The organism is Halomonas sp. A3H3, assembly GCF_000982975.1.
Classification (GTDB): Bacteria; Pseudomonadota; Gammaproteobacteria; order Pseudomonadales; family Halomonadaceae; genus Vreelandella; species Vreelandella titanicae.
Window position 1 is genome coordinate 2297019 of sequence record NZ_HG423343.1, and the last position, 19640, is coordinate 2316658.

Here is a 19640-nt window from a genome sequence, read left to right on the forward strand (position 1 = left end):
CTGGGGTACGAGGAGAGACAAACATGGCATTCGACGCAATTTTCGAGCCGATAGAGATCGGTAAGCTGACCATCCGCAACCGTGTGGTCAGTACCGCTCACGCTGAGGTGCATGCCACTGACGGCGGTATGACCACTGAGCGCTACGTGGGGTACTACGAGGAGAAGGCCAAAGGTGGTTGTGGTCTATGTATTTGCGGTGGCTCATCGGTGGTGTCCATCGATAGCCCTCAGGGCTGGTGGAGCTCGGTAAACCTTTCCACCGATCGCATTATTCCGCACTTCCAGAATTTGGCCGATGCCGTGCATAAGCACGGCGGCAAGATCATGATCCAGATTACCCATATGGGACGCCGCTCCCGCTGGGACGGTTTCGACTGGTCGACCCTAGTATCACCCTCCGGTATCCGCGAGCCGGTGCACCGCTCGACCTGTAAGACCATTGAGGAAGAAGAGATCTGGCGTATTGTCGGCGACTTTGCCCAGGCCGCGCGCCGGGCAAAGGAAGGGGGCCTCGACGGCGTCGAACTCTCTGCCGTGCACCAGCATTTGATCGATCAGTTCTGGAGCCCACGGGTCAACAAGCGTGAGGACGAGTGGGGCGGTAGCTTCGAGAACCGTATGCGCTTCGGTATGGAAGTGCTTAAAGCCGTGCGTGCTGAAGTGGGCGACGACTTCTGCGTCGGCATGCGCATTTGCGGCGACGAGTTCCACCCGGACGGTCTTTCTCACGACGATATGAAGCAGATCGCCGCCTACTACGATGCCACCGGTATGGTGGATTTCTTCGGCGTTATCGGTTCTGGCTGCGACACTCACAACACCCTGGCTAACGTTATTCCTAATATGTCCTACCCGCCGGAGCCGTTCTTACATCTGGCGGCGGGGATCAAGGAAGTGGTGAACGTGCCTGTGATCCACGCCCAGAACATTAAAGACCCCAATCAAGCCCAGCGTATCCTCGAAGGGGGCTACGTAGACCTGGTGGGCATGACCCGGGCACATATTGCCGACCCTCACCTGATCGCCAAGATCAAGATGGGCCAGATCGATCAGATCAAGCAGTGCGTGGGCGCTAACTACTGCATCGACCGACAGTACCAGGGCCTTGACGTACTGTGTATTCAAAACGCCGCTACATCCCGTGAATACATGGGGTTGCCCCACATCATTGAGAAAACCGAGGGCGCCAAACGCAAAGTCGTCGTGGTGGGCGGTGGCCCTGGTGGCATGGAAGCGGCGCGCGTCGCCGCCGAGCGTGGCCATGACGTCACGCTGTTTGAGGCCGCTGACTCCTTGGGTGGGCAGATCACGATTGCCGCCCAGGCACCCCAGCGTGACCAGATCGCCGGTATCACCCGCTGGTTCCAGCTGGAGCTGGCGCGGCTAAAAGTCGACCTGCGTCTGGGCACCCGCGCCGATGAGGAAACGCTGCTCGATCTGCGCCCGGATATCGTGGTGCTTGCCACCGGTGGCCAGCCCTTCCTTAGCCAGCACCCCGAGTGGGGTTACTCGGAGAATGCTGAGGAGAGCCTGGTAGTCAGCACCTGGGATATTCTCTCTGGCAAAGTGGCACCAGGTAAAAACGTGTTGATTTATGACGCCATCTGCGAGTTCTCCGGCGTCTCGGTGGCGGATTTTATCGCCGATAAGGGCGCCAAGGTGGAGATCGTCACCGACGATATCAAGCCCGGTGCGGCGGTGGGCGGTACCACCTTCCCCACCTACTACCGCAGCCTCTACGAGAAGGAGGTGATCATGTCCTCCGACCTGATGCTGCATAAGGTTTACCGCGAGGGCGATGGCTTGGTGGCGGTGCTCGAAAACGAGTACACCGGGGCTCTGGAAGAGCGCGTGGTGGATCAGGTGGTCGTTGAGAACGGTGTACGCCCTGATGAGGCGCTTTATTACGCGCTTAAAGAGCAGTCCCGCAACAGAGGGCAGGTGGATCTGGAAGCACTCTATGCAATCCAGCCGCAGCCTTGTCTGAGCGAGTCAGGAGATGGTTTCCTGCTGTTCCGGCTAGGCGACTGCACGGCACCACGTAACACCCATGCGGCCATTTACGACGCCCTGCGAATCTGCAAGGACTTTTGACTTAGGCGAAAGCCAACAATAATGCGGGGCGCCAGAGCAGCCCCGCCGCCGAAGCCAATGGCACCAAAGATGAGGTGAGCACCATGCTCGAAACGCTCTTGCCGATACTGATTTTTACTGCCCTGGCCCTGGCAGTAATCGGCGCTGTACGCCGTATACGCCTGTGGCGTCAGGGGCGCCCCTCGCGGGTGAGCCTGTTCAAGGGGTTGGTGGCCCTGCCGCGCCGCTATTTGGTGGATCTGCACCATGTAGTGGGGCGTGACAAAATGATCTCCAACACTCACGTGGCCACCGCCGGTGGCTTCGTGGCCGCTGCCGTGTTGATGATCCTGGTGCACGGTCTGGGGATCGCCAATCCACTGCTAGGCGGATTACTGCTACTGGCTAGCGCCTCCATGTTCGTCGGTAGCCTCTTCGTGGCGCGGCGACGGCTTAACCCGCCCGCTCGGCTCTCCAAGGGGTCCTGGATGCGCCTGCCCAAGAGTTTGATGGCGTTTTCGCTAGGCGTTTTCCTGATCACCCTACCCACGGTGGGCCTACTGCCCGAAGGCCTGCTTGAAGGCAGTGGTAGCTGGCTTTTGGCGCTGGTATTAGCGGGCGTCGTGGCCTGGGGCCTGGGGGAGATGTTCTTCGGCATGACCTGGGGCGGGCCCATGAAGCACGCCTTCGCCGGTGCCTTGCACCTGGCCTTCCATCGTCGCGCCGAACGCTTTTCCACCAAGAAAGGGGGCGCTGGCCGATCAACGGGCCTTAAGGCGCTAAACCTGGAGGATGAAGCGGCGCCCCTCGGGGTAGAAAAGCCTGCCGACTTTACCTGGAACCAGCTGTTGGGCTTCGACGCCTGCGTGCAGTGCGGTCGCTGCGAAGCGGTCTGCCCCGCGTTTGCCGCCGGTCAGCCGCTCAATCCCAAGAAGCTGATCCAGGACATGGTGGTGGGTATGGCGGGGGGCAGTGATGCTGCCTATGCTGGCTCCCCGCACCCTTCACAAGGGCTTGGGGGCAAGCCGGTAGGTGAACACGCAGGCTCTCCTCATGGGCCCATTGTGGCGCTGCAGGGGAAGGCTCTGGTCGACGCTGATACCCTATGGTCGTGTACGACCTGCCGTGCCTGCGTGGAAGAGTGTCCGATGATGATCGAGCACGTGGATGCGATTGTCGATATGCGCCGCCACCTGACCCTGGAGCGTGGCAAAACGCCCAACAAAGGCGCCGAGGTGCTCGACAATTTGATCGCCACCGACAATCCCGGCGGTTTCGATCCTGGCTCGCGGCTCAACTGGGCGGCGGATCTTAGCCTACCGCTCATGGCAGATCTTAAGCAGGTCGATGTGCTGTTGTGGCTAGGGGATGGCGCCTTTGATATGCGCAACCAGCGCACCTTGCGTGCACTGGTCAAAGTGCTGCGCGCCGCTGAAGTCGATTTCGCGGTGTTGGGTACCGAAGAGCGCGATAGCGGCGACGTGGCCCGGCGCCTGGGCGATGAGGCGACGTTCCAATCCCTGGCGAAGCGCAATATTGCCACCCTGGCTCAGTATCGCTTCTTGCAGATTGTTACCTGCGATCCCCACAGCTTTCATGTGCTGGGCAATGAGTATGGAGAGCTAGGCGGGCATTACGAGGTACGTCACCATAGTACCTTTATCGCCGAACTGTTTGATGCTGGTCGGTTGACCTTTGCCTCTTGGAAAGGCGGCAGCGTCACCTATCACGACCCGTGTTACCTGGGGCGCTATAACGGTGAATACGAAGCACCACGCAACGTGCTTAAGGCGCTGGGCATCGAGGTCAAGGAGATGGAACGCTCCAGTTACCGCTCGCGCTGCTGCGGCGGCGGCGGCGGGGCACCGATTACCGATATTCCCGGCAAGCAGCGGATTCCCGATATGCGCATGAATGACGTCAAAGAGAGCGGCGCCGAGCTAGTCGCAGTGGGCTGCCCTCAATGTACCGCCATGCTGGAAGGGGTGGTGGATGCCAGCGCCGAAGTGCGCGATATCGCCGAGCTGGTGGCCGATGCCCTGGTAGAGCGTCCCGCAGGTGATGCGTCTGATGGGCCCCGCCGACCTGCTGCAACGACGACGGCTGAAGAGGTGACCGTATGAGCGAGATTATTCGCCGCGACCCACGTCGTGAGTGGATCGCCCGAAATCGTCTGCACCCCGACAACGCCGCGGTGCTGGCCTCCCTGGGTGTAAACAGGGGCGGCGGAGCGGTCAGCGAATGGATGGGCCCCAACGGCGTGGTGCGCAAGGATCCTCGTGCCATCGGCTTTATCGGCCCCAATGGCGTCAAACGGATTGACCGCAGTGGCCTCCAGCAAGGGGGGCAGGCCACCGCGACCACCACGGCGGCCCGCGATAGCCGCCGCACGGTGACCATTGATCAGCCCGCCTTCCTGGTGGCCGTGGTGCCCGACCTGACCGGCGGGCGTCTCTCCGGACATGACAAGGATCTGCTGGGCCTGGCCCGGCGTGTGGCGGATGCCGACGCCGAACAGCCCGGCGCTGTGGTGGCGATCCTATTTGGTGAGTATAAGGGCGAGGGTGGCGGCGAGCTTAAGGAGCAGACGCTGGGCGAAGCCGGGATCGATCGCGTCGTGCATCTTGATGATGAGTTTTACGCGGGGTTTGCGCCAGAAGCGCGTCTGGCGGCTTTAAGCGCCGTTGAGCGGGAGATGACGCCGCGCTTCTGGCTGTTTCCGGACTCACCCCTGGGCGGAGCCGATCTGGGGCGGCGGCTTGCCTTACGCCTGGGTGAACGCGCTGCCACGGGGGTGTGGCAGGTGGAGGCTGATAATGAGGCCTCTTTGGGTTGGCGCTGCACGGCCCGTGGCGCCGCTGGGAGCCTGGATATCCAGCGCCCTCTGCCGCGGGTTGCCCTGGCGCTGGCCGAGTGCGCCGAACCGGTGGACGAGACGCGGCATGCGGCCGAGCACCTGACCCTAGCAGCGTCAATTCCCACCACTCTATCGCGTATTGAAGATCTGGGGCAGGTGGCAGTGGATCCCGCCGGCGTGGCGCTGGCCGAGGCTGAGTTCATCCTATCCGGCGGCAACGGCGTCAAGCAGTGGGATGCCTTCCACCATGCCGCGAAAGTCCTCGGCGCTACCGAAGGGGCCTCGCGTGTCGCGGTGGACGACGGCTTTATGGCCCGCGATCGTCAGGTGGGCGCGACCGGCACCTGGGTAACCGCCCGAGTCTATATGGCGGTGGGTATTTCAGGCGCTATCCAGCACCTGCAGGGCATTCAGCGCTGCGACAAGGTAGTGGCGATCAATCTCGATCCGGGGTGCGACATCATCAAGCGCGCCGACCTGGCGGTGATTGGCGACAGCACGCAAATTCTGGCCGCGCTAGTGGCCATGGTGGAACAGCAGCGGGGAGGGCAGCGCAATGCAGCCTGATCTACACCAGAAGCAACAACAACAGGGAATCGATGTGGCGGTGCTGGTTTCCATCGGGCGTCACCCCACTACCGGACGCGCACGGCGCGCCGAACAGGATGCTCGAGGCCTGGAGCTGGCGCTGGCCATGGAAGCAGAACTGCCGGGCACCCGGATTAACGTCCTTCACGCTGGCCCCCAAAGTGATGATGGAGAGGTGGCCCTGCGTGGCTACCTGGGAATGGGGCTGGAGTCTATGACCCTGCTGGAGCAGCCTGAGGGCAGCGATGCCATTCTGGCCCTGGTGGAACATTTAGCCGCAACCTCACCGCAACTGGTGATCACCGGAGCACGGGCAGAGCGCGGTGAAGGTTCTGGGCTTTTGCCCTACGCGTTGGCAGAACATCTCGGCTGGCCATTGGTGAATAGCTTGGCATCGATAGAAAAGGTGGAAAATGGTGTGGTAACGCTGCTTCAGGCGTTGCCAAGGGGCCAGCGTCGCCGTCTCAAGGTGCGCCTACCTGCCATCATCAGCGTGGACGAAGCGGCGCCAGCAGCGCGTCAAAGCGCCTTTGGCCCGGCGCGGCGCGCGACGTTGGCGGTCACGCCTGGAAGCCCTGGAGCCGATAGCGAGTTGGCGCAGTGGCACCTGGCTCCCGCCCGTAAACGTCCCAAGCGCCTGAAAATCGTCAAGGCCGCTTCGGCCCGGGATCGCTTCAAGGCGGCGGCATCCAAGTCCGAGGGCAAAGGCGGGCAGGTGCTCACCGACGTGACCCCCGAGCAGGGCGCCGAGGCGATCTACAAGTTGCTTAAGGAGGAAGAAGTGCTGCGCTGAAACGCATCACGCCTCTAACCATCGTTCAAGCCCGCTTCCCTGCGGGCTTTTTATTGGACGAGGGCCCACACGACGAATTGGCTATTTGCCAACAAAACCCGGATAAAGCTGAAGGCGCTGTCTCTCCAGACGCAAGCCTATCCAGGCATGCAGTACCAGCACTAGGATAACCACACCACCGCCGAGTAGCGTCGAGGTCGTGGGTGTCTCACCTAATAACCACCACACCCACAGCGTGCCCAGTGCGGTTTCGACCAGATAGAACAGTGCCACTTCAGTAGAGGGTAGATAGCGGGTGGCGCTGTTGATCAGCACCGTCGCCAAGGGCATCTGCACCAGCCCCATCAGTGCCAGTACGCCATAGCGCTGGGCATCCAGATCCAGCGGCGAGGCCATGGGCAGGGCAACCGCCGCCGAGAGCAGCCCGCCACCAGCAATCACCGTCATAGGATCAATCGCTGGATAGCGGCGCAGCAGGGTCAGGTTGCCGCCGATAGCTGCCGCGGCTGCCAAGGCATAAAGATTACCTACCAGCATCCCCATGGCCCCCTCGCCCATGAATATCGGGCCCATGCCCAGCATACAGACAGCAATGGCCACTAGTGTTCGCAGCGCGACTTTTTCACCCAGGAAAACCCGTGAAAACAGCGCAGCAAACAGCGGCGCGGTACTCAGGATCACCACCACATTGGCCACATTGGCGTTCATGACCGCCAGCACAAACAGGCTGGATATCAGGCCCAGCAGCAAGGCCGAGGCTAGCGAGGAAAAGGGGGTGTTTCTCAGTGTTGCCAACCGTTTGCCAGCACTACACAACAGCCCGAGCACGCAGAACATCAATAAACCGCGCCAGAATACGATGGTCCAGCCATCGGTATCGGCCAGGCGTATCAACAGACCGTCGAAGCTGAGAAACAACACGCCCAGGATGACTATAAGCAGACCGCGCTGGTAAGGGGTTGCCTGCATTCTTGTGACTCCCTGCTGGCAAAAAAGAAAACCGCCCGCCGGATAGGCGGGCGGTTTAGAGATGATTAACTAGCGGTTTTTGGCACCGCGTTAAGTTCACGCCACTCCTTGTGAAGCCCCATATAGAGACTAAAGCACATCAGCAAGAGAACCAGCGTAAAGGGGAGCCCCGTGGCCACCGCGCCCGCCTGAAGTGCGCTGAGGGCGGTATTTCCCCCACCATAGAGCAGCGCACCGGCAATCACACCTTCCAGGGCGGCCCAGAATACCCGCTGACCCTTGGGCGCATCGGTCTTGCCACCTGCGGTGATATTGTCGATGACCAGCGAGCCTGAGTCTGATGAGGTAATGAAGAACACCAGCACCAGAATAATCGCCAGCGTCGACGTTATGCTGGTCAGGGGCAACTGCTCCAGCATATGGAACATGGCCAGAGAGACATCGCTAATGCCGTTGGCCAGTTCACCCACGCCATTTTCAGCTTGATAAAGCGCCGTGCCGCCAAAGGCGCTCATCCAGACCAGTGTGACCAGCGTTGGTACCAGCAGTACGGCGATAAGAAACTCACGAACCGTGCGCCCCCGGGATACGCGGGCAATGAACATGCCGACAAACGGAGACCAGGAGATCCACCACGCCCAGTAAAAGATCGTCCAGCCGTGGTACCAGGTATCGTCCTCGCGGCCAATCCAGTTCGACAGCGGCAGAAGGTGGCCCACGTAGTCCAGCGCCGTGGTGCCAATGCCTGTCAGAATCATCAAGGTAGGCCCCGCTATAACCACAAACAGCAGCAGCGCCGCCGCAATGACCATGTTGATATTCGAGAACAACTTAACGCCACCGTCGATTCCCCGCCATACCGAGAACAGCGCGATCACCGTGACCACTAGGATGATCGCCAGCTGTGTGCCAATGGTATTGGGAATGTCGAACAAATAGGCGAGGCCTCCAGCTGCTTGGGTAGCGCCAAAGCCTAGCGAGGTGGCCAGGCCAAAGATGGTGGCCAGCACGGCAAGAATATCGATGATATGGCCTGCCCAGCCGCGGGTTCGCTCGCCAAGGATCGGGTAAAAGGCGGAGCGAAGCGTCAGTGGCAGGCCTTTGTTATAAGCAAAGAAAGCGAGTGAGAGTGCCACCACGCCATAAATGGCCCAGGGGTGCAGTCCCCAGTGGAACATGGTTGCCCCCATGGCGGCGCTGGCGCCTTCCGGCGTTCCCGCTGGCGTATTCAATGGGGTCCCATACCAGTCGGTATAATAGGCTACTGGTTCAGCAACGCTCCAGAACATCAAACCGATGCCCATACCCGCCGCAAACAGCATGGCGAACCAGGAGGTGCGCGAGTATTCCGGCTTGGCATCTTTGCCGCCTAGCCGAATCCGCCCGAGTGGCAGGCAGATCAGTACAAGACAAAACACCACAAAAATATTGCCAGCAATCATAAATAGCCAGTCGAAGTGTTCAATCGACCAGTTCTTGGCAAGCCCTAAGTGAGTATTAGCAGCATCTGGATAGACCAGTGCGTAGATAATAAACAGTAGGATGGCTAGAGCAGAAAGCGGAAAGACGGGGTTATGAAAGTCCAACCCCAAGATCTGTGTATTGTCCTGTCCGGGCGACAGAACCGGGTCGTCGTTGTTCTTCATCGGGTTTCCTTGGTGGCTCTTGTTAGATGTCGGGTATGCATCACATCGCCGACTCTAGGCTTTGTACGAAAACTGCTTGCGCTCGCCCATACGTTGTTAAAAGTCGGCTCAAAATACTCATTTACACTCCGTAAACTCCGTTTTTTCGCCGATTTTTGCCTAGCCTGGCCTTCGCTCAGCGACTTTTCGTGCAAACCCTAGGAATTGTTGAGCCTGTTGCAAAGGAGGAGTGTCGTGAAAGCGACCTCTATCTATCCATCTTGGTTAGGATGTCTTGAATAGATACGTGAGTGCCTTTTTGGGGTAAGTCTCCAGGCGCGGAGGGGATAGGGTGGGATAGCGCAATCAACCATCATGAACAGAACAATAAGCCACAGGAGCCAGCCATGAATGCAGCCAACCGCGGAGTGGTCTACAAGGGGCCGGGAGAGGTCGCCGTTGAGTCCATTGCCTATCCTGAACTCGCCCTCGGCAATCGCAAGTGCGATCACGGCGTGATTCTCAAGGTAGTTACCACCAACATCTGTGGCAGCGACCAGCATATGGTACGCGGCCGCACCACCGCACCATCGGGCCTGGTGCTTGGCCACGAAATCACTGGCCTGGTCGTCGAGTGCGGGCGCGACGTCGAGTTTATTCAACCCGGCGACCTGGTTTCTGTGCCGTTCAACATTGCCTGTGGTCGCTGCCGCAACTGTAAAGAAGGCCGCACCGGTATCTGCCTCAACGTTAATCCAGCTCGTCCTGGCGCCGCCTACGGCTATGTGGATATGGGCGGCTGGGTCGGCGGCCAGACTGAATATGTCATGGTTCCCTATGCTGACTTTAACCTGCTGAAGTTTCCGGATGCCGATCAGGCCATGGAGAAGATCAAAGATCTGACCCTGCTCTCTGATATCTTCCCCACGGGGTTCCACGGCTGTGTCACTGCCGGTGTCGGCCCTGGCAGCACTGTCTATATTGCCGGTGCTGGCCCCGTAGGCCTGGCGGCTGCGGTTTCCGCTCAGCTGCTGGGCGCGGCCTGCGTGATCGTCGGTGATATGGTCGAAGAGCGTCTGGCCCAAGCACGTAGCTTTGGTTGCGAGACCATCGACCTGACTCAGGACGGCGACATGGCCGATAAGATCGAGGTGATCCTCGGTGAGCGTGAGGTCGACGCCTTTGTCGACTGTGTCGGCTTCGAAGCCCACGCCTGTGGCTGCAACCACGGCAAAGAAGCACCCGCGACCGTGCTCAACTCGGCGATGTCGTTGACCCGTGCAGGTGGCCAGATCGGCATTCCGGGGCTATACGTGACGGAAGACCCCGGCGCGGCTGACGATGCCGCCAAGCAGGGGGCTCTGAGCATGCGTTTTGGTCTTGGTTGGGCCAAGTCCCACAGTTTCCATACTGGACAGTGTCCGGTGATGAAGTACCATCGCCCACTGATGCAGGCTATTCTGTTCGGCAAGGTCAATATTGCCGATGCGGTCAATGTCCAGATGATCACTCTGGATCAGGCACCCCAGGGCTATGCCGACTTCGATGGCGGCGCTGCTAAGAAATTCGTCATTGACCCCCATGGCAGCGTAGCTTAATAGTGTATTAACTCAATAAAGACCCTGCCCCAAAAGAAGGGCAGGTCAGTGCGACCCTAGACGGCGCCCCGCGGGGTGCCGTCTTCGTTCATTCGGCCTAAAGCTGATCAAGATAATAATGAGTACCCCATGACCGTCCAGACCGTGATCCCCAAACGCCGCTTCCGCGGCAAGCCCCGCGGCCGTGAACTCGACCCCCGTCTTCTAGAGGAGTTGCGTGAGCTGCTGGGCGACGAACGCCAGGACGCCTCGCTGCGCCGCCGCGACCTACTGATTGAACACCTGCATGCCATCCAGGATAACCGCGGCCATCTGCTGTTGGCGGAACTGCGTGCCCTGGCGGCTTACATGAACCTGCCCATGGCGGCCGTTTACGAAACCGCCACCTTTTATGCCCACTTCGATGTCATTCACGACGACCAGTTGCCGCCGCCCGCGGTGACCATTCGCGTTTGCGACTCCCTCACCTGCCAGTTGGCCGGTGCTGAGACGCTTAAGGCACAGCTGGAAGCGAATGTGGATATCGAGCAGGTGCGAGTGCTGCGCGCTCCTTGCATGGGGCGCTGCGACACGGCGCCGGTGGCGGAAGTGGGGCACTATCATGTGCCGTTCGCTACTCAGGAGCGTATCGCGTCGGTGATCGAGGAAGCACACTTTCATCCTGACCCCGTCGATTGGCAGCGACTGGACGACTATCGCCGCGAGGGCGGTTTCGCGTTACTGCAAGCCTGCCGCGAGGGAGAGGTCACGGTGGAAGCGCTGATGGAAGCGATGCAGCAGGCCAATCTGCGCGGCCTGGGTGGCGCGGGTTTCCCTACCTTCAAAAAATGGACGTTCGTGCGCCAGGAGGCCGGCCCCCGTTACTGCGCTATCAATGCCGACGAGGGCGAGCCCGGTACCTTCAAGGATCGCTATTACCTGGAAAATTCGCCCCACCAGTTCCTTGAAGGCGCCTTGGTCAGCGCCTGGGCGGTAGAGGCCGAGGCGCTGTATATCTATCTGCGCGATGAGTATCCGGCGTTACACGGCGTGCTGCGCGAGGCCATTGGCGAACTGGAGGCTGCTGGTCTGGTGGCGCCGGGTTACATTGTGCTGCGTCGTGGTGCGGGGGCTTATATCTGCGGCGAAGAGTCGGCGATGATCGAATCGTTGGAAGGCAAACCGGGCAAACCCCGCCACCGCCCGCCGTTTGTGGCTCAGAAGGGGCTCTTTGATCGGCCGACGCTGGTCAATAACGTCGAGACCGTCTACTGGATCCCCATGATCTGGCAGCGTGGCGCGGAGGCTTTCTCCAGCCAGGGTCGCCATGGCCGCGTAGGGTTACGCAGTTTCTCTGTCTCGGGTCGGGTCAAGCAGCCCGGTGTGTATTTGGCGCCCGCAGGGATAACCCTTCATGAATTAATTGACGAGTATTGCGACGGCATGGCCGACGGCCACCGCCTGGCGGCCTACCTGCCCGGCGGCGCCTCCGGCGGCATTCTGCCCGCTGCCAAGGCCGATATTCCCCTCGATTTCGACACCCTTCAGGAGCACGGCTGTTTTATCGGTTCCGCAGCGGTGATAGTACTCTCCGATCAGGACGATCTGCGCGGGGTGGCTACCAACCTATTGGCCTTTTTTGCCGATGAGTCCTGTGGCCAATGCACGCCCTGCCGGGTGGGCACGGAAAAAATGCTCACCCTGCTCGAGCGGAATGAGTGGGACGCCGGGCTGATGACGCAGCTCTCCCAGGTCATGATCGATGCCTCTATTTGCGGACTCGGCCAAGCGGCACCTAATCCGGTGCTGGGGCTGTTGAAGGATTTCCGCGGCGAGCTGGCCGCCCAGAACGTAATCGTCAAGGGGTAGGGGGATGAACATGAGCATGAGCGAACAAAACCCAGGCAAAAGCTTTACCTTGACGCTGGATGGCGTTGAGGTGAGTGCAACCCCCGGTGAAAGCCTCTGGCAGGTGGCCAAGCGCGCCGGCGAGACCATTCCCCATCTCTGTTTTAAGGACACAAGCGGTTACCGCGCCGACGGCAATTGCCGCGCCTGTATGGTGGAAATCGAGGGCGAGCGCACCCTGGCCGCCAGCTGTCTCCGTGAGGCAGCCCCTGGCATGGTGGTCAAGAGCGCCAACTCCGAACGGGCGCATACTGCCCGCAAGATGGTCATGGAGATGCTGCTGGTCGACCAGCCTGAGCGGGAAGAGAGCCCCGACAGCTCAAGCCACTTTTGGGCCATGGCTGACCAGTTGGCCATTGATGCCACGGCGGTGCTCCGTAAACTGCCCAGGCGCGAAGAGCGCGAGGCGCCCACCGTACATCATGTGGCGTCCCGGGTGGAAAGCCTGGAACAAGACAGCAGCCACTCCGCCATGCGCGTCAATCTTGACGCCTGCATCGAGTGCAACCTGTGTGTGCGCGCCTGTCGCGAAGTACAGGTTAACGACGTGATCGGCCTGGCCCACCGCGGTGCGGCATCCAAAATCGTGTTTGATTTCGACGATCCCATGGGGGATAGCACCTGCGTAGCCTGTGGAGAGTGCGTTCAGGCCTGCCCCACCGGCGCCCTGATGCCCGCTACCCTGGTCGATCAGGCGGGCCGCGGCGATTCTGCGGTGGCTGACCGCAAGGTCGATTCGGTATGCCCCTACTGCGGGGTGGGTTGCCAGCTTACCTACCATATCAAGGATGATGAGATCCTTTATGTGGAGGGTCGCGACGGCCCCTCTAACGAGAACCGGCTATGTGTCAAAGGCCGCTTCGGCTATGACTATCCGCGCCATCCATCCCGGCTTGTTACTCCGCTGATTCGTCGCGAGGGTGTCGCCAAGGGGCTCGACCCGGACTTCGATCCCGCCAAGCCGCTGACGCATTTCCGCGAGGCGAGCTGGGACGAAGCCCTTGAGGTTGCCGCCAGCGGGCTTGTGAACCTTAAAGCGGCCCATGGCCCTGATGCCCTGGCGGGATTCGGTAGCGCCAAGTGCTCCAACGAAGAGGCGTGGCTATTCCAGAAACTGGTGCGTACCGGCTTCGGCTCCAACCATGTGGATCACTGCACCCGCTTGTGCCATGCAAGCTCCGTGGCGGCACTCATGGAGTGTATTGGCTCAGGCTCGGTCACCGCCTCCTTTATGCAGGCAAGCCAGGCCGATGTGGTGATTCTTACCGGCTGCAACCCGGCTGTGAATCACCCGGTGGCGGCCACTTTCTTCAAGCAGGCCGCCAAGCGTGGCACCAAGATCGTGATCCTCGACCCCCGTGGCCAGTCGCTGGATGCCTATGCCCACCTGAGCGTACGTTTTTCGCCGGGCGCCGACGTGGCGCTGTTCAATGCCATCCTCAATGTGGTCATCAGCGAAGAACTGTATGACACGGCCTATATCGCCGAGCATACCGAGGGCTTTGAGGCCCTTAAATTGCACACGGTGGATATGACCCCCGAAGCGATGAGCGGCCTATGCGGTGTTGAGCCCGAGACCATCCGCGACGTGGCAAGGCTGTATGCCAACGCTGAGCGGGCGATGATTTTCTGGGGCATGGGCATTTCCCAGCACACCCACGGCACCGATAACGCCCGCTGTCTGATCTCGCTGGCGTTGGCCTGCGGCCAGACCGGTCGCCCCGGCACCGGCCTGCACCCTTTGCGGGGGCAGAACAACGTTCAGGGGGCTTCTGATGCCGGGCTGATACCCATGGTCATGCCCGACTACCAGCCGGTCAATGATGATCAGGTTCGTGCGGCGTTCGAAGAACTGTGGAATACCAAACTGGATCCCACGCCCGGCCTCACCGTGGTGGAAATTATGGACGCTATCACCGCGGGCACCATTCGCGGCATGTATATCCAGGGTGAAAACCCGGCGATGTCCGACCCGGATCTCGCTCATGCCCGGGCCGCCCTGGCCAAGCTGGAGCACCTGGTGGTGCAGGATCTGTTTGTCACCGAGACTGCCCAGTTTGCCGATGTCATTCTGCCTGCCTCCGCCTGGCCTGAGAAAAATGGCACCGTCACCAACACCAATCGGCAAGTGCAGATGGGGCGCGCGGCGTTGCCGCTACCGGGCCAGGCCAAGCCGGACTGGTGGATTATCCAGGAAATCGCCAAACGCTTTGGCCTGGACTGGGATTACCAGCATCCGCGGGACGTCTTCTCCGAGATGAAGCAAGGCATGGCCTCTCTCGACCATATTTCCTGGGAGCGTTTGGAGCGCGAGCAGTCGGTGACCTACCCCTGCCCAGCGGAGGACGCGCCAGGGCAAGACGTGGTCTTCAGCGATGCTTTTCCCACCGCCAGCGGTCGGGCGAAGTTCGCCCCCACGCGCCCGCTGCCACCGGATGAGCCGGTCGATAACGACTACCCAACGGTACTGACCACCGGGCGTCAGTTAGAGCACTGGCATACCGGTTCGATGACCCGGCGCGCCAAAGTGCTTGATGACCTGGAGCCGGAAGCCGTAGCCAGCCTGGCCCCCGCTGAGTTTATTCGATTGGGAATGGCGCCGGGCGATGATCTGACGATCGCCACCCGGCGGGGTTCCATCACTCTCAAAGCGAGGACGGATCCGGGAATGCCGGAGGGGATGGTTTTCGTGCCCTTCTGTTACGGGGAAGCAGCGGCGAACTTGTTAACCAACCCTGCACTGGATCCTTATGGCAAGATTCCGGAGTTCAAGTATGCCGCCTGTCGCCTTGTTTCTGCCGGAAAAGAGCCCGTCGATGGAGGAGCAATGGAGGTGGAAAGTAGGACGCTGTATTAAATGTCCTTGACCAACCTGAGCGCGTCGTAGATGGCCGCGTGGGTGTTCCGGGACTCGACGGCATCGCCGATCCGGAACAGCTGGAAATGGCCATCCGGATTGTTGATGACGCGCTGAGGGTTGCCCACGATCAGGTCATCGTAGTTCACCTCGCCGCCATTGCTGGCGTGCGGTTTGAGCTCGAAATAGATGTCGGCCATGGGCGTGATGCCGTAGTTGACCACTACCTGGTCGATGCGCCGTTCGTGCTCCAGATCCATGTAGTCGCTGGTGATCTTGGCCAGTAGCTCGCTTCCATTACGCTGCACGGACTTCAGCCGGTAAGTGGTTGTGAAGGTGACGTTGGGGCGCTGTAGGGCACGCATGTAGGGCACCAGGTTCATGGCCATGATCTCTGCGGAGAAGGTGCGATCCGGCGTCATGATCTCCACTTCGCCCCCCGCGGCGGCAATGATCTCGGCCGCCTGCAGGGCGGCATGGTCGCCTGCATCGTCGAACAGCAATACCCGTTTGCCAGGCGGCACATGCCCTGAGAGGATATCCCAAGTGTTGACCACCAGATCGTGCCCGACCTCAGGCTGATCTTCCATGGGATAGCCGCCGGTGGCCACGATCACCACGTCCGGCAGCTCGGCGAGCACGTCCTCCACCTCGGCCCAGACGTTGTAGCGGATCTCGACACCCAGCGCGTCGCACTGCGCTAAGCGCCAATCGATGATGCCCAGCATCTCGCGTCGCCGCTCGCTCAGGGCTGAGAGTCGCACCTGCCCGCCTGCATCGCTGGCAGCTTCCAGTACCACCACCGAATGGCCCCGCTCGCCGGCGACCCGGGCGGCTTCGAGCCCCGCTGGCCCGGCGCCAATGATCACCACCCGACGTTGCTGCGCTGCCCTAGGGATAGTGTGGGGCATGCTGGTTTCGCGCCCGGTGGCGGCGTTGTGGATGCAGTAGGCGGCGCCACCCTGATAGATACGGTCCAGACAGTAGTTGGCACCGACACAGGGGCGAATATCTTCTTCGCGGCCTTCTATGATCTTGCGCACGATGTGCGGGTCGGCCATGTGGGCGCGAGTCATGCCGATCATGTCGACCTTGCCTGAGGCGATGGCATAACGGGCAGTGGCGACATCCTGGATCTTGGCGCCATGGAAGGTGGGAAAGTCGATCTCGCGACGTATTTTACCGGCGAAATCCAGGTGCGGGGCGCTGGGCATGCCCTGGATGGGAATCACGTCGGTGAGCCCCGCATCTGTGTCGATGTGGCCACGAACCACGTTGAGAAAGTCGACCAGACCGCTGTCCTTTAAGCGCCGTGAGATCTCCATCCCGTCGCCGGACGTCAGCCCACCCGGCAGCATCTCGTCGCCGGTGTAGCGCACGCCCACGATGAACGCCTCGCCAACCCGCTGGCGAATGGCGCGCAGCACCTCGAAGGTGAAACGCAGCCGATTATCGAGATCCCCTCCATAAGGCCCCTCAAGGGTATTGGTCAGTGGCGACCAGAACTGATCCATCAGGTGGCCATAGGCCTGCAGCTCGATGCCATCGAGGCCGGCGGCGTGCATGCGTTCGGCGGCATCGGCGTAGTCGCGGATCAGGCGCTCGATATCCCACTCCTCGACCTGCTTGGGAAAAGCGCGGTGGGACGCCTCGCGACGATGCGAAGACGATACCGCTGGCAGCCAATCGCCCTTGTCCCAACGGGTGCGCCGGCCCAGGTGGGTCAACTGGATCATCACTGCGGTGCCGTGCTCGTGGCAGGCGTCGGTCAGCTCGCGCATCCACGGCACCACTTCATCCTTATAGGCGAGGATGTTGTTGAACACGGGAGGGCTGTCCTTGGCCACCGCCGCGGATCCAGCGGTCATGGTCAGGCCAAGGCCTGCCTTGGCGCGCTCGACGTGGTAGGCACGGTAGAGTGCCTTGGGCATCCCGTCCTCAGGATAAGCGGGCTCATGGGCTGTCACCATAAGCCTGTTTTTCAGGGTCAGGTGCTTTAGCTGAAAGGGCTGCAGTAGCGGATCGTTAAACATGGACAGGACGCCATTTTGTTGTGTATTTGATAAATCTAGGCGCTAGTGTTCATTGATGTCAATATAATGTTCATCAATGTACATTGAGGGGCGAGCATGTTCGACCGTTAAGACGGCGGCGGGGTGGGTGGCGTTAGCCGATTAGGCTTGCCGTGGGCTAGCCGGTGCCGGTTGGAGAATATCCATGGCGGGCATAGAAGCGTTGCAATTCCCTGGAACCGGGCGGCTGGCCGGTGAAAATTTCGACATAGGCGGGGATGCGCTGCATGCGCACTTCGAGCGGTTCCTGGGTCTTCATCGAGATATAGCCGATCTGGGTTAGGTAGATGGTGCGGCCCCGAACGTTGGCCGCCAGCGGATCATAGCCGTAACGCTGGAACATCCGCGCCAGTGCTTCGATACGGGTGGCATCAGCCGTATCGATTTCACTCACTACTGATGCTGACTGTAGCGCCCAACTACGCATGGCGAACTCTAGCGGGGAGTCGAACAGCTTAGGATCCAGCCAACAGTCGAAGACATTGAGCATCGCCTCGACGATATTCTCGGCATAGGCTTCGGTCTGATTTACTAGCCCCTGGGTATTCTTTTCACGCCAGCGTGCGATCAGTGCCTCCAGTAGTGCCTCGCGATCCTTGAAGAACCAGTAGAAGCTGGTGCGAGAAAGCTTTAGTCGCTTGGCCAGGGGAAGAATGCGCACGCTGTCGACGCCCGATTCGAGTAGCAGCTCAAACGCCGCGTCGAGCCAGACGTCTTGAGAACCCTTGGCAGCGGGAATATCGGTGGATGGCATTGAGCAGGTCTCTAAGAATAGTCCAGGAATAGCGTGGCAAAGTGTACACAGGTGTCTCTTATGTGTACACGTTGCCAGCTACTCTGGCTAAGTCCTAGTGGCGGTAAACGTCGCTGCCTGGATCCTTCAAGTTTTAACCTTGGGCTAAGTGCAACGTCGGAGCCTCATATCCTAGGTTCTCAAGCACCCGGTTGGCGTACCAGTCGACAAAATCGATAACCCCGAACTCATAGGTTTCAGAGTAAGGGCCGGGTTGGTAGGCCTTGGAGTTGATGCCGCGCTGGTTCTCTTCGGCCAGTTGGCGATCCTGGTCGTTGGTGGCATCCCAGACGCGGCGCAGCTGTTCGGGGTCGTAGTCAACGCCTTCTACCGCATCCTTGTGAACCAGCCACTTGGTGGTCACCACGGTTTGCTGCGGGCCAAGGGGAAGTACGCGGAACACCACCGCGTGATCACCCATGAAGTGATTCCATGAATTGGGCAGATGCAGGATGCGCAGAGAACCCATGTCGGGACTTTTCAGGCGACCCATCAGCTTCTTGCAGCCGGGTTTACCGTCCATTGTCATGGAGACAATGCCATCCAACAGCGGCGTGCGGGTCAGACGGTTCTGATGGCCAAGCCGCGTCAGTTGGTAGGGCACCCGCTCCTGATCCCAATCTGCCTGCTTGCGGGCCACCAGCTCCTTGTAGGCAGGCGTTGCCCGCGGATCCTCGGTGTCATCAAACTCTTGCAATGAATTCAGCAGCTCAGGGTGTGCGCCGTTGCAGTGATAGCACTCGCGGTTATTTTCGATGACCAGCTTCCAGTTGGCTTGCTCGACGATACTGGACTCGGTGGCGACCTTAACGTTGTCCATCTGGTAGGGCTCAAGATAGTGCTCAAGCGTTTCCAGAAAGTCATCCATGGGAGGCGGGTTGTCGCTTAAGTTGATAAAGATGAAGCCGCCGGCGGTGCAAATGCTGACCGGCTTGAGGCCAAACTGATCCAGGTTGAAATCAGTGCCCATATCGCTGCCGGCAAACAGCAAGCGACCATCAAGCTCGTAAGTCCACTGGTGATAGGGGCAAACAAGTTTTGCCACTTTGCCTTTATCCTTTACGCAAAGGCGCGAACCGCGGTGGCGGCAGACATTGTGAAAGGCATGAATGGTACCTTCACCACCGCGTACGATGACAACGGGGTTGTCACCGATATCCAATGTCATGAAGTTACCCTTGGTGGGGATCTCGCATGTCATTCCTGCGAATAGCCACTCTTTCTCGAAAACCTCTTGCATATCAATCGCAAACAGGCGGGCATCGTTATAAAACGGCTGCGGAAGTGAAAAGGTGCGCTCCCTCGTTTGCAGCATATTGGCCGTTGACTCACGGGCCGCGACGAGCGGGTCATCCATTGTGTTTAACACGTACTTTTGCATACCAGTATCCTCGTAAACCACCGCTTTCCCCTCTAGGACTGCGAGTCGGCCGTTAGTCAAGATTGTTTATCTTGTTGTTCTGTTGCGTAACCTGGCGTTTTATTCAAATGTGGTCTGACGTCAGGGACAGATTGTGTTGCAGGCT

General features: G+C 60.1%; 12 protein-coding genes. 7 read left to right on the plus strand and 5 right to left on the minus strand.

The window, feature by feature from the left end; genetic code table 11:
• Nucleotides 1-23 precede the first annotated feature (23 nt).
• From dgcA to etfB, 4 genes are all read left to right on the plus strand, one after another.
• Nucleotides 24-2096 carry a dimethylglycine demethylation protein DgcA gene (gene dgcA, locus HALA3H3_RS10255; RefSeq protein ID WP_022521468.1) on the plus strand — a complete coding sequence of 691 codons (2073 nt, stop codon included), beginning with the start codon at nt 24-26 and terminating at the stop codon, nt 2094-2096.
• Nucleotides 2097-2179: 83 nt separating this feature from the next.
• Nucleotides 2180-4198: a (Fe-S)-binding protein gene (locus tag HALA3H3_RS10260; RefSeq protein WP_022521469.1), complete on the plus strand. Its 2019-nt coding sequence runs from the start codon at nt 2180-2182 to the stop codon at nt 4196-4198.
• Complete coding sequence (gene etfA / locus HALA3H3_RS10265; RefSeq protein ID WP_022521470.1) at nt 4195-5499, plus strand: electron transfer flavoprotein subunit alpha; 1305 nt, start codon at nt 4195-4197, stop codon at nt 5497-5499. The genes HALA3H3_RS10260 and etfA overlap by 4 nt, the downstream gene beginning before the upstream one ends.
• Entirely contained in the window at nt 5489-6313 is an 825-nt protein-coding gene (gene etfB / locus HALA3H3_RS10270) for an electron transfer flavoprotein subunit beta (RefSeq protein ID WP_022521471.1), read from the plus strand. The genes etfA and etfB overlap by 11 nt, the downstream gene beginning before the upstream one ends.
• A gap of 81 nt (nt 6314-6394) precedes the next feature.
• On the opposite strand, the gene HALA3H3_RS10275 is transcribed toward etfB, so the two are convergent.
• Both HALA3H3_RS10275 and HALA3H3_RS10280 read right to left on the minus strand, forming a co-directional pair.
• The gene (locus HALA3H3_RS10275) at nt 6395-7282 is read right to left on the minus strand and encodes a DMT family transporter (RefSeq protein ID WP_022521472.1); all 888 of its coding nucleotides are present in this window, start codon (nt 7280-7282) and stop codon (nt 6395-6397) included.
• 65 nt (nt 7283-7347) lie between these two features.
• Nucleotides 7348-8928: a BCCT family transporter gene (locus tag HALA3H3_RS10280; RefSeq protein WP_022521473.1), complete on the minus strand. Its 1581-nt coding sequence runs from the start codon at nt 8926-8928 to the stop codon at nt 7348-7350.
• Nucleotides 8929-9314: 386 nt separating this feature from the next.
• Here HALA3H3_RS10280 and fdhA point away from each other — a divergent pair, with 386 nt between their 5' ends.
• The 3 genes from fdhA (at nt 9315) to fdhF (ending at nt 15249) form a co-directional block, all read left to right on the plus strand.
• The gene (fdhA, locus tag HALA3H3_RS10285) at nt 9315-10505 is read left to right on the plus strand and encodes a formaldehyde dehydrogenase, glutathione-independent (protein WP_022521474.1); all 1191 of its coding nucleotides are present in this window, start codon (nt 9315-9317) and stop codon (nt 10503-10505) included.
• Between the two features lie 129 nt (nt 10506-10634).
• A complete protein-coding gene (locus HALA3H3_RS10290) occupies nt 10635-12353 on the plus strand; it encodes an NAD(P)H-dependent oxidoreductase subunit E (RefSeq protein WP_022521475.1) in 1719 nt (572 codons plus the stop codon).
• A 10-nt stretch (nt 12354-12363) separates the two neighbouring features.
• A complete protein-coding gene (gene fdhF, locus HALA3H3_RS10295; protein ID WP_238326080.1) occupies nt 12364-15249 on the plus strand; it encodes a formate dehydrogenase subunit alpha in 2886 nt (961 codons plus the stop codon).
• Here fdhF and HALA3H3_RS10300 read toward each other — a convergent pair.
• The 3 genes from HALA3H3_RS10300 to HALA3H3_RS10310 form a co-directional block, all read right to left on the minus strand.
• The gene (locus HALA3H3_RS10300; RefSeq protein ID WP_022521477.1) at nt 15246-17282 is read right to left on the minus strand and encodes an NADH:flavin oxidoreductase; all 2037 of its coding nucleotides are present in this window, start codon (nt 17280-17282) and stop codon (nt 15246-15248) included. The genes fdhF and HALA3H3_RS10300 overlap by 4 nt on opposite strands.
• A gap of 157 nt (nt 17283-17439) precedes the next feature.
• Nucleotides 17440-18075: a TetR/AcrR family transcriptional regulator gene (locus HALA3H3_RS10305; protein WP_022521478.1), complete on the minus strand. Its 636-nt coding sequence runs from the start codon at nt 18073-18075 to the stop codon at nt 17440-17442.
• A 133-nt stretch (nt 18076-18208) separates the two neighbouring features.
• Nucleotides 18209-19495 carry an aromatic ring-hydroxylating oxygenase subunit alpha gene (locus HALA3H3_RS10310; protein ID WP_053856948.1) on the minus strand — a complete coding sequence of 429 codons (1287 nt, stop codon included), beginning with the start codon at nt 19493-19495 and terminating at the stop codon, nt 18209-18211.
• Nucleotides 19496-19640 lie beyond the last annotated feature (145 nt).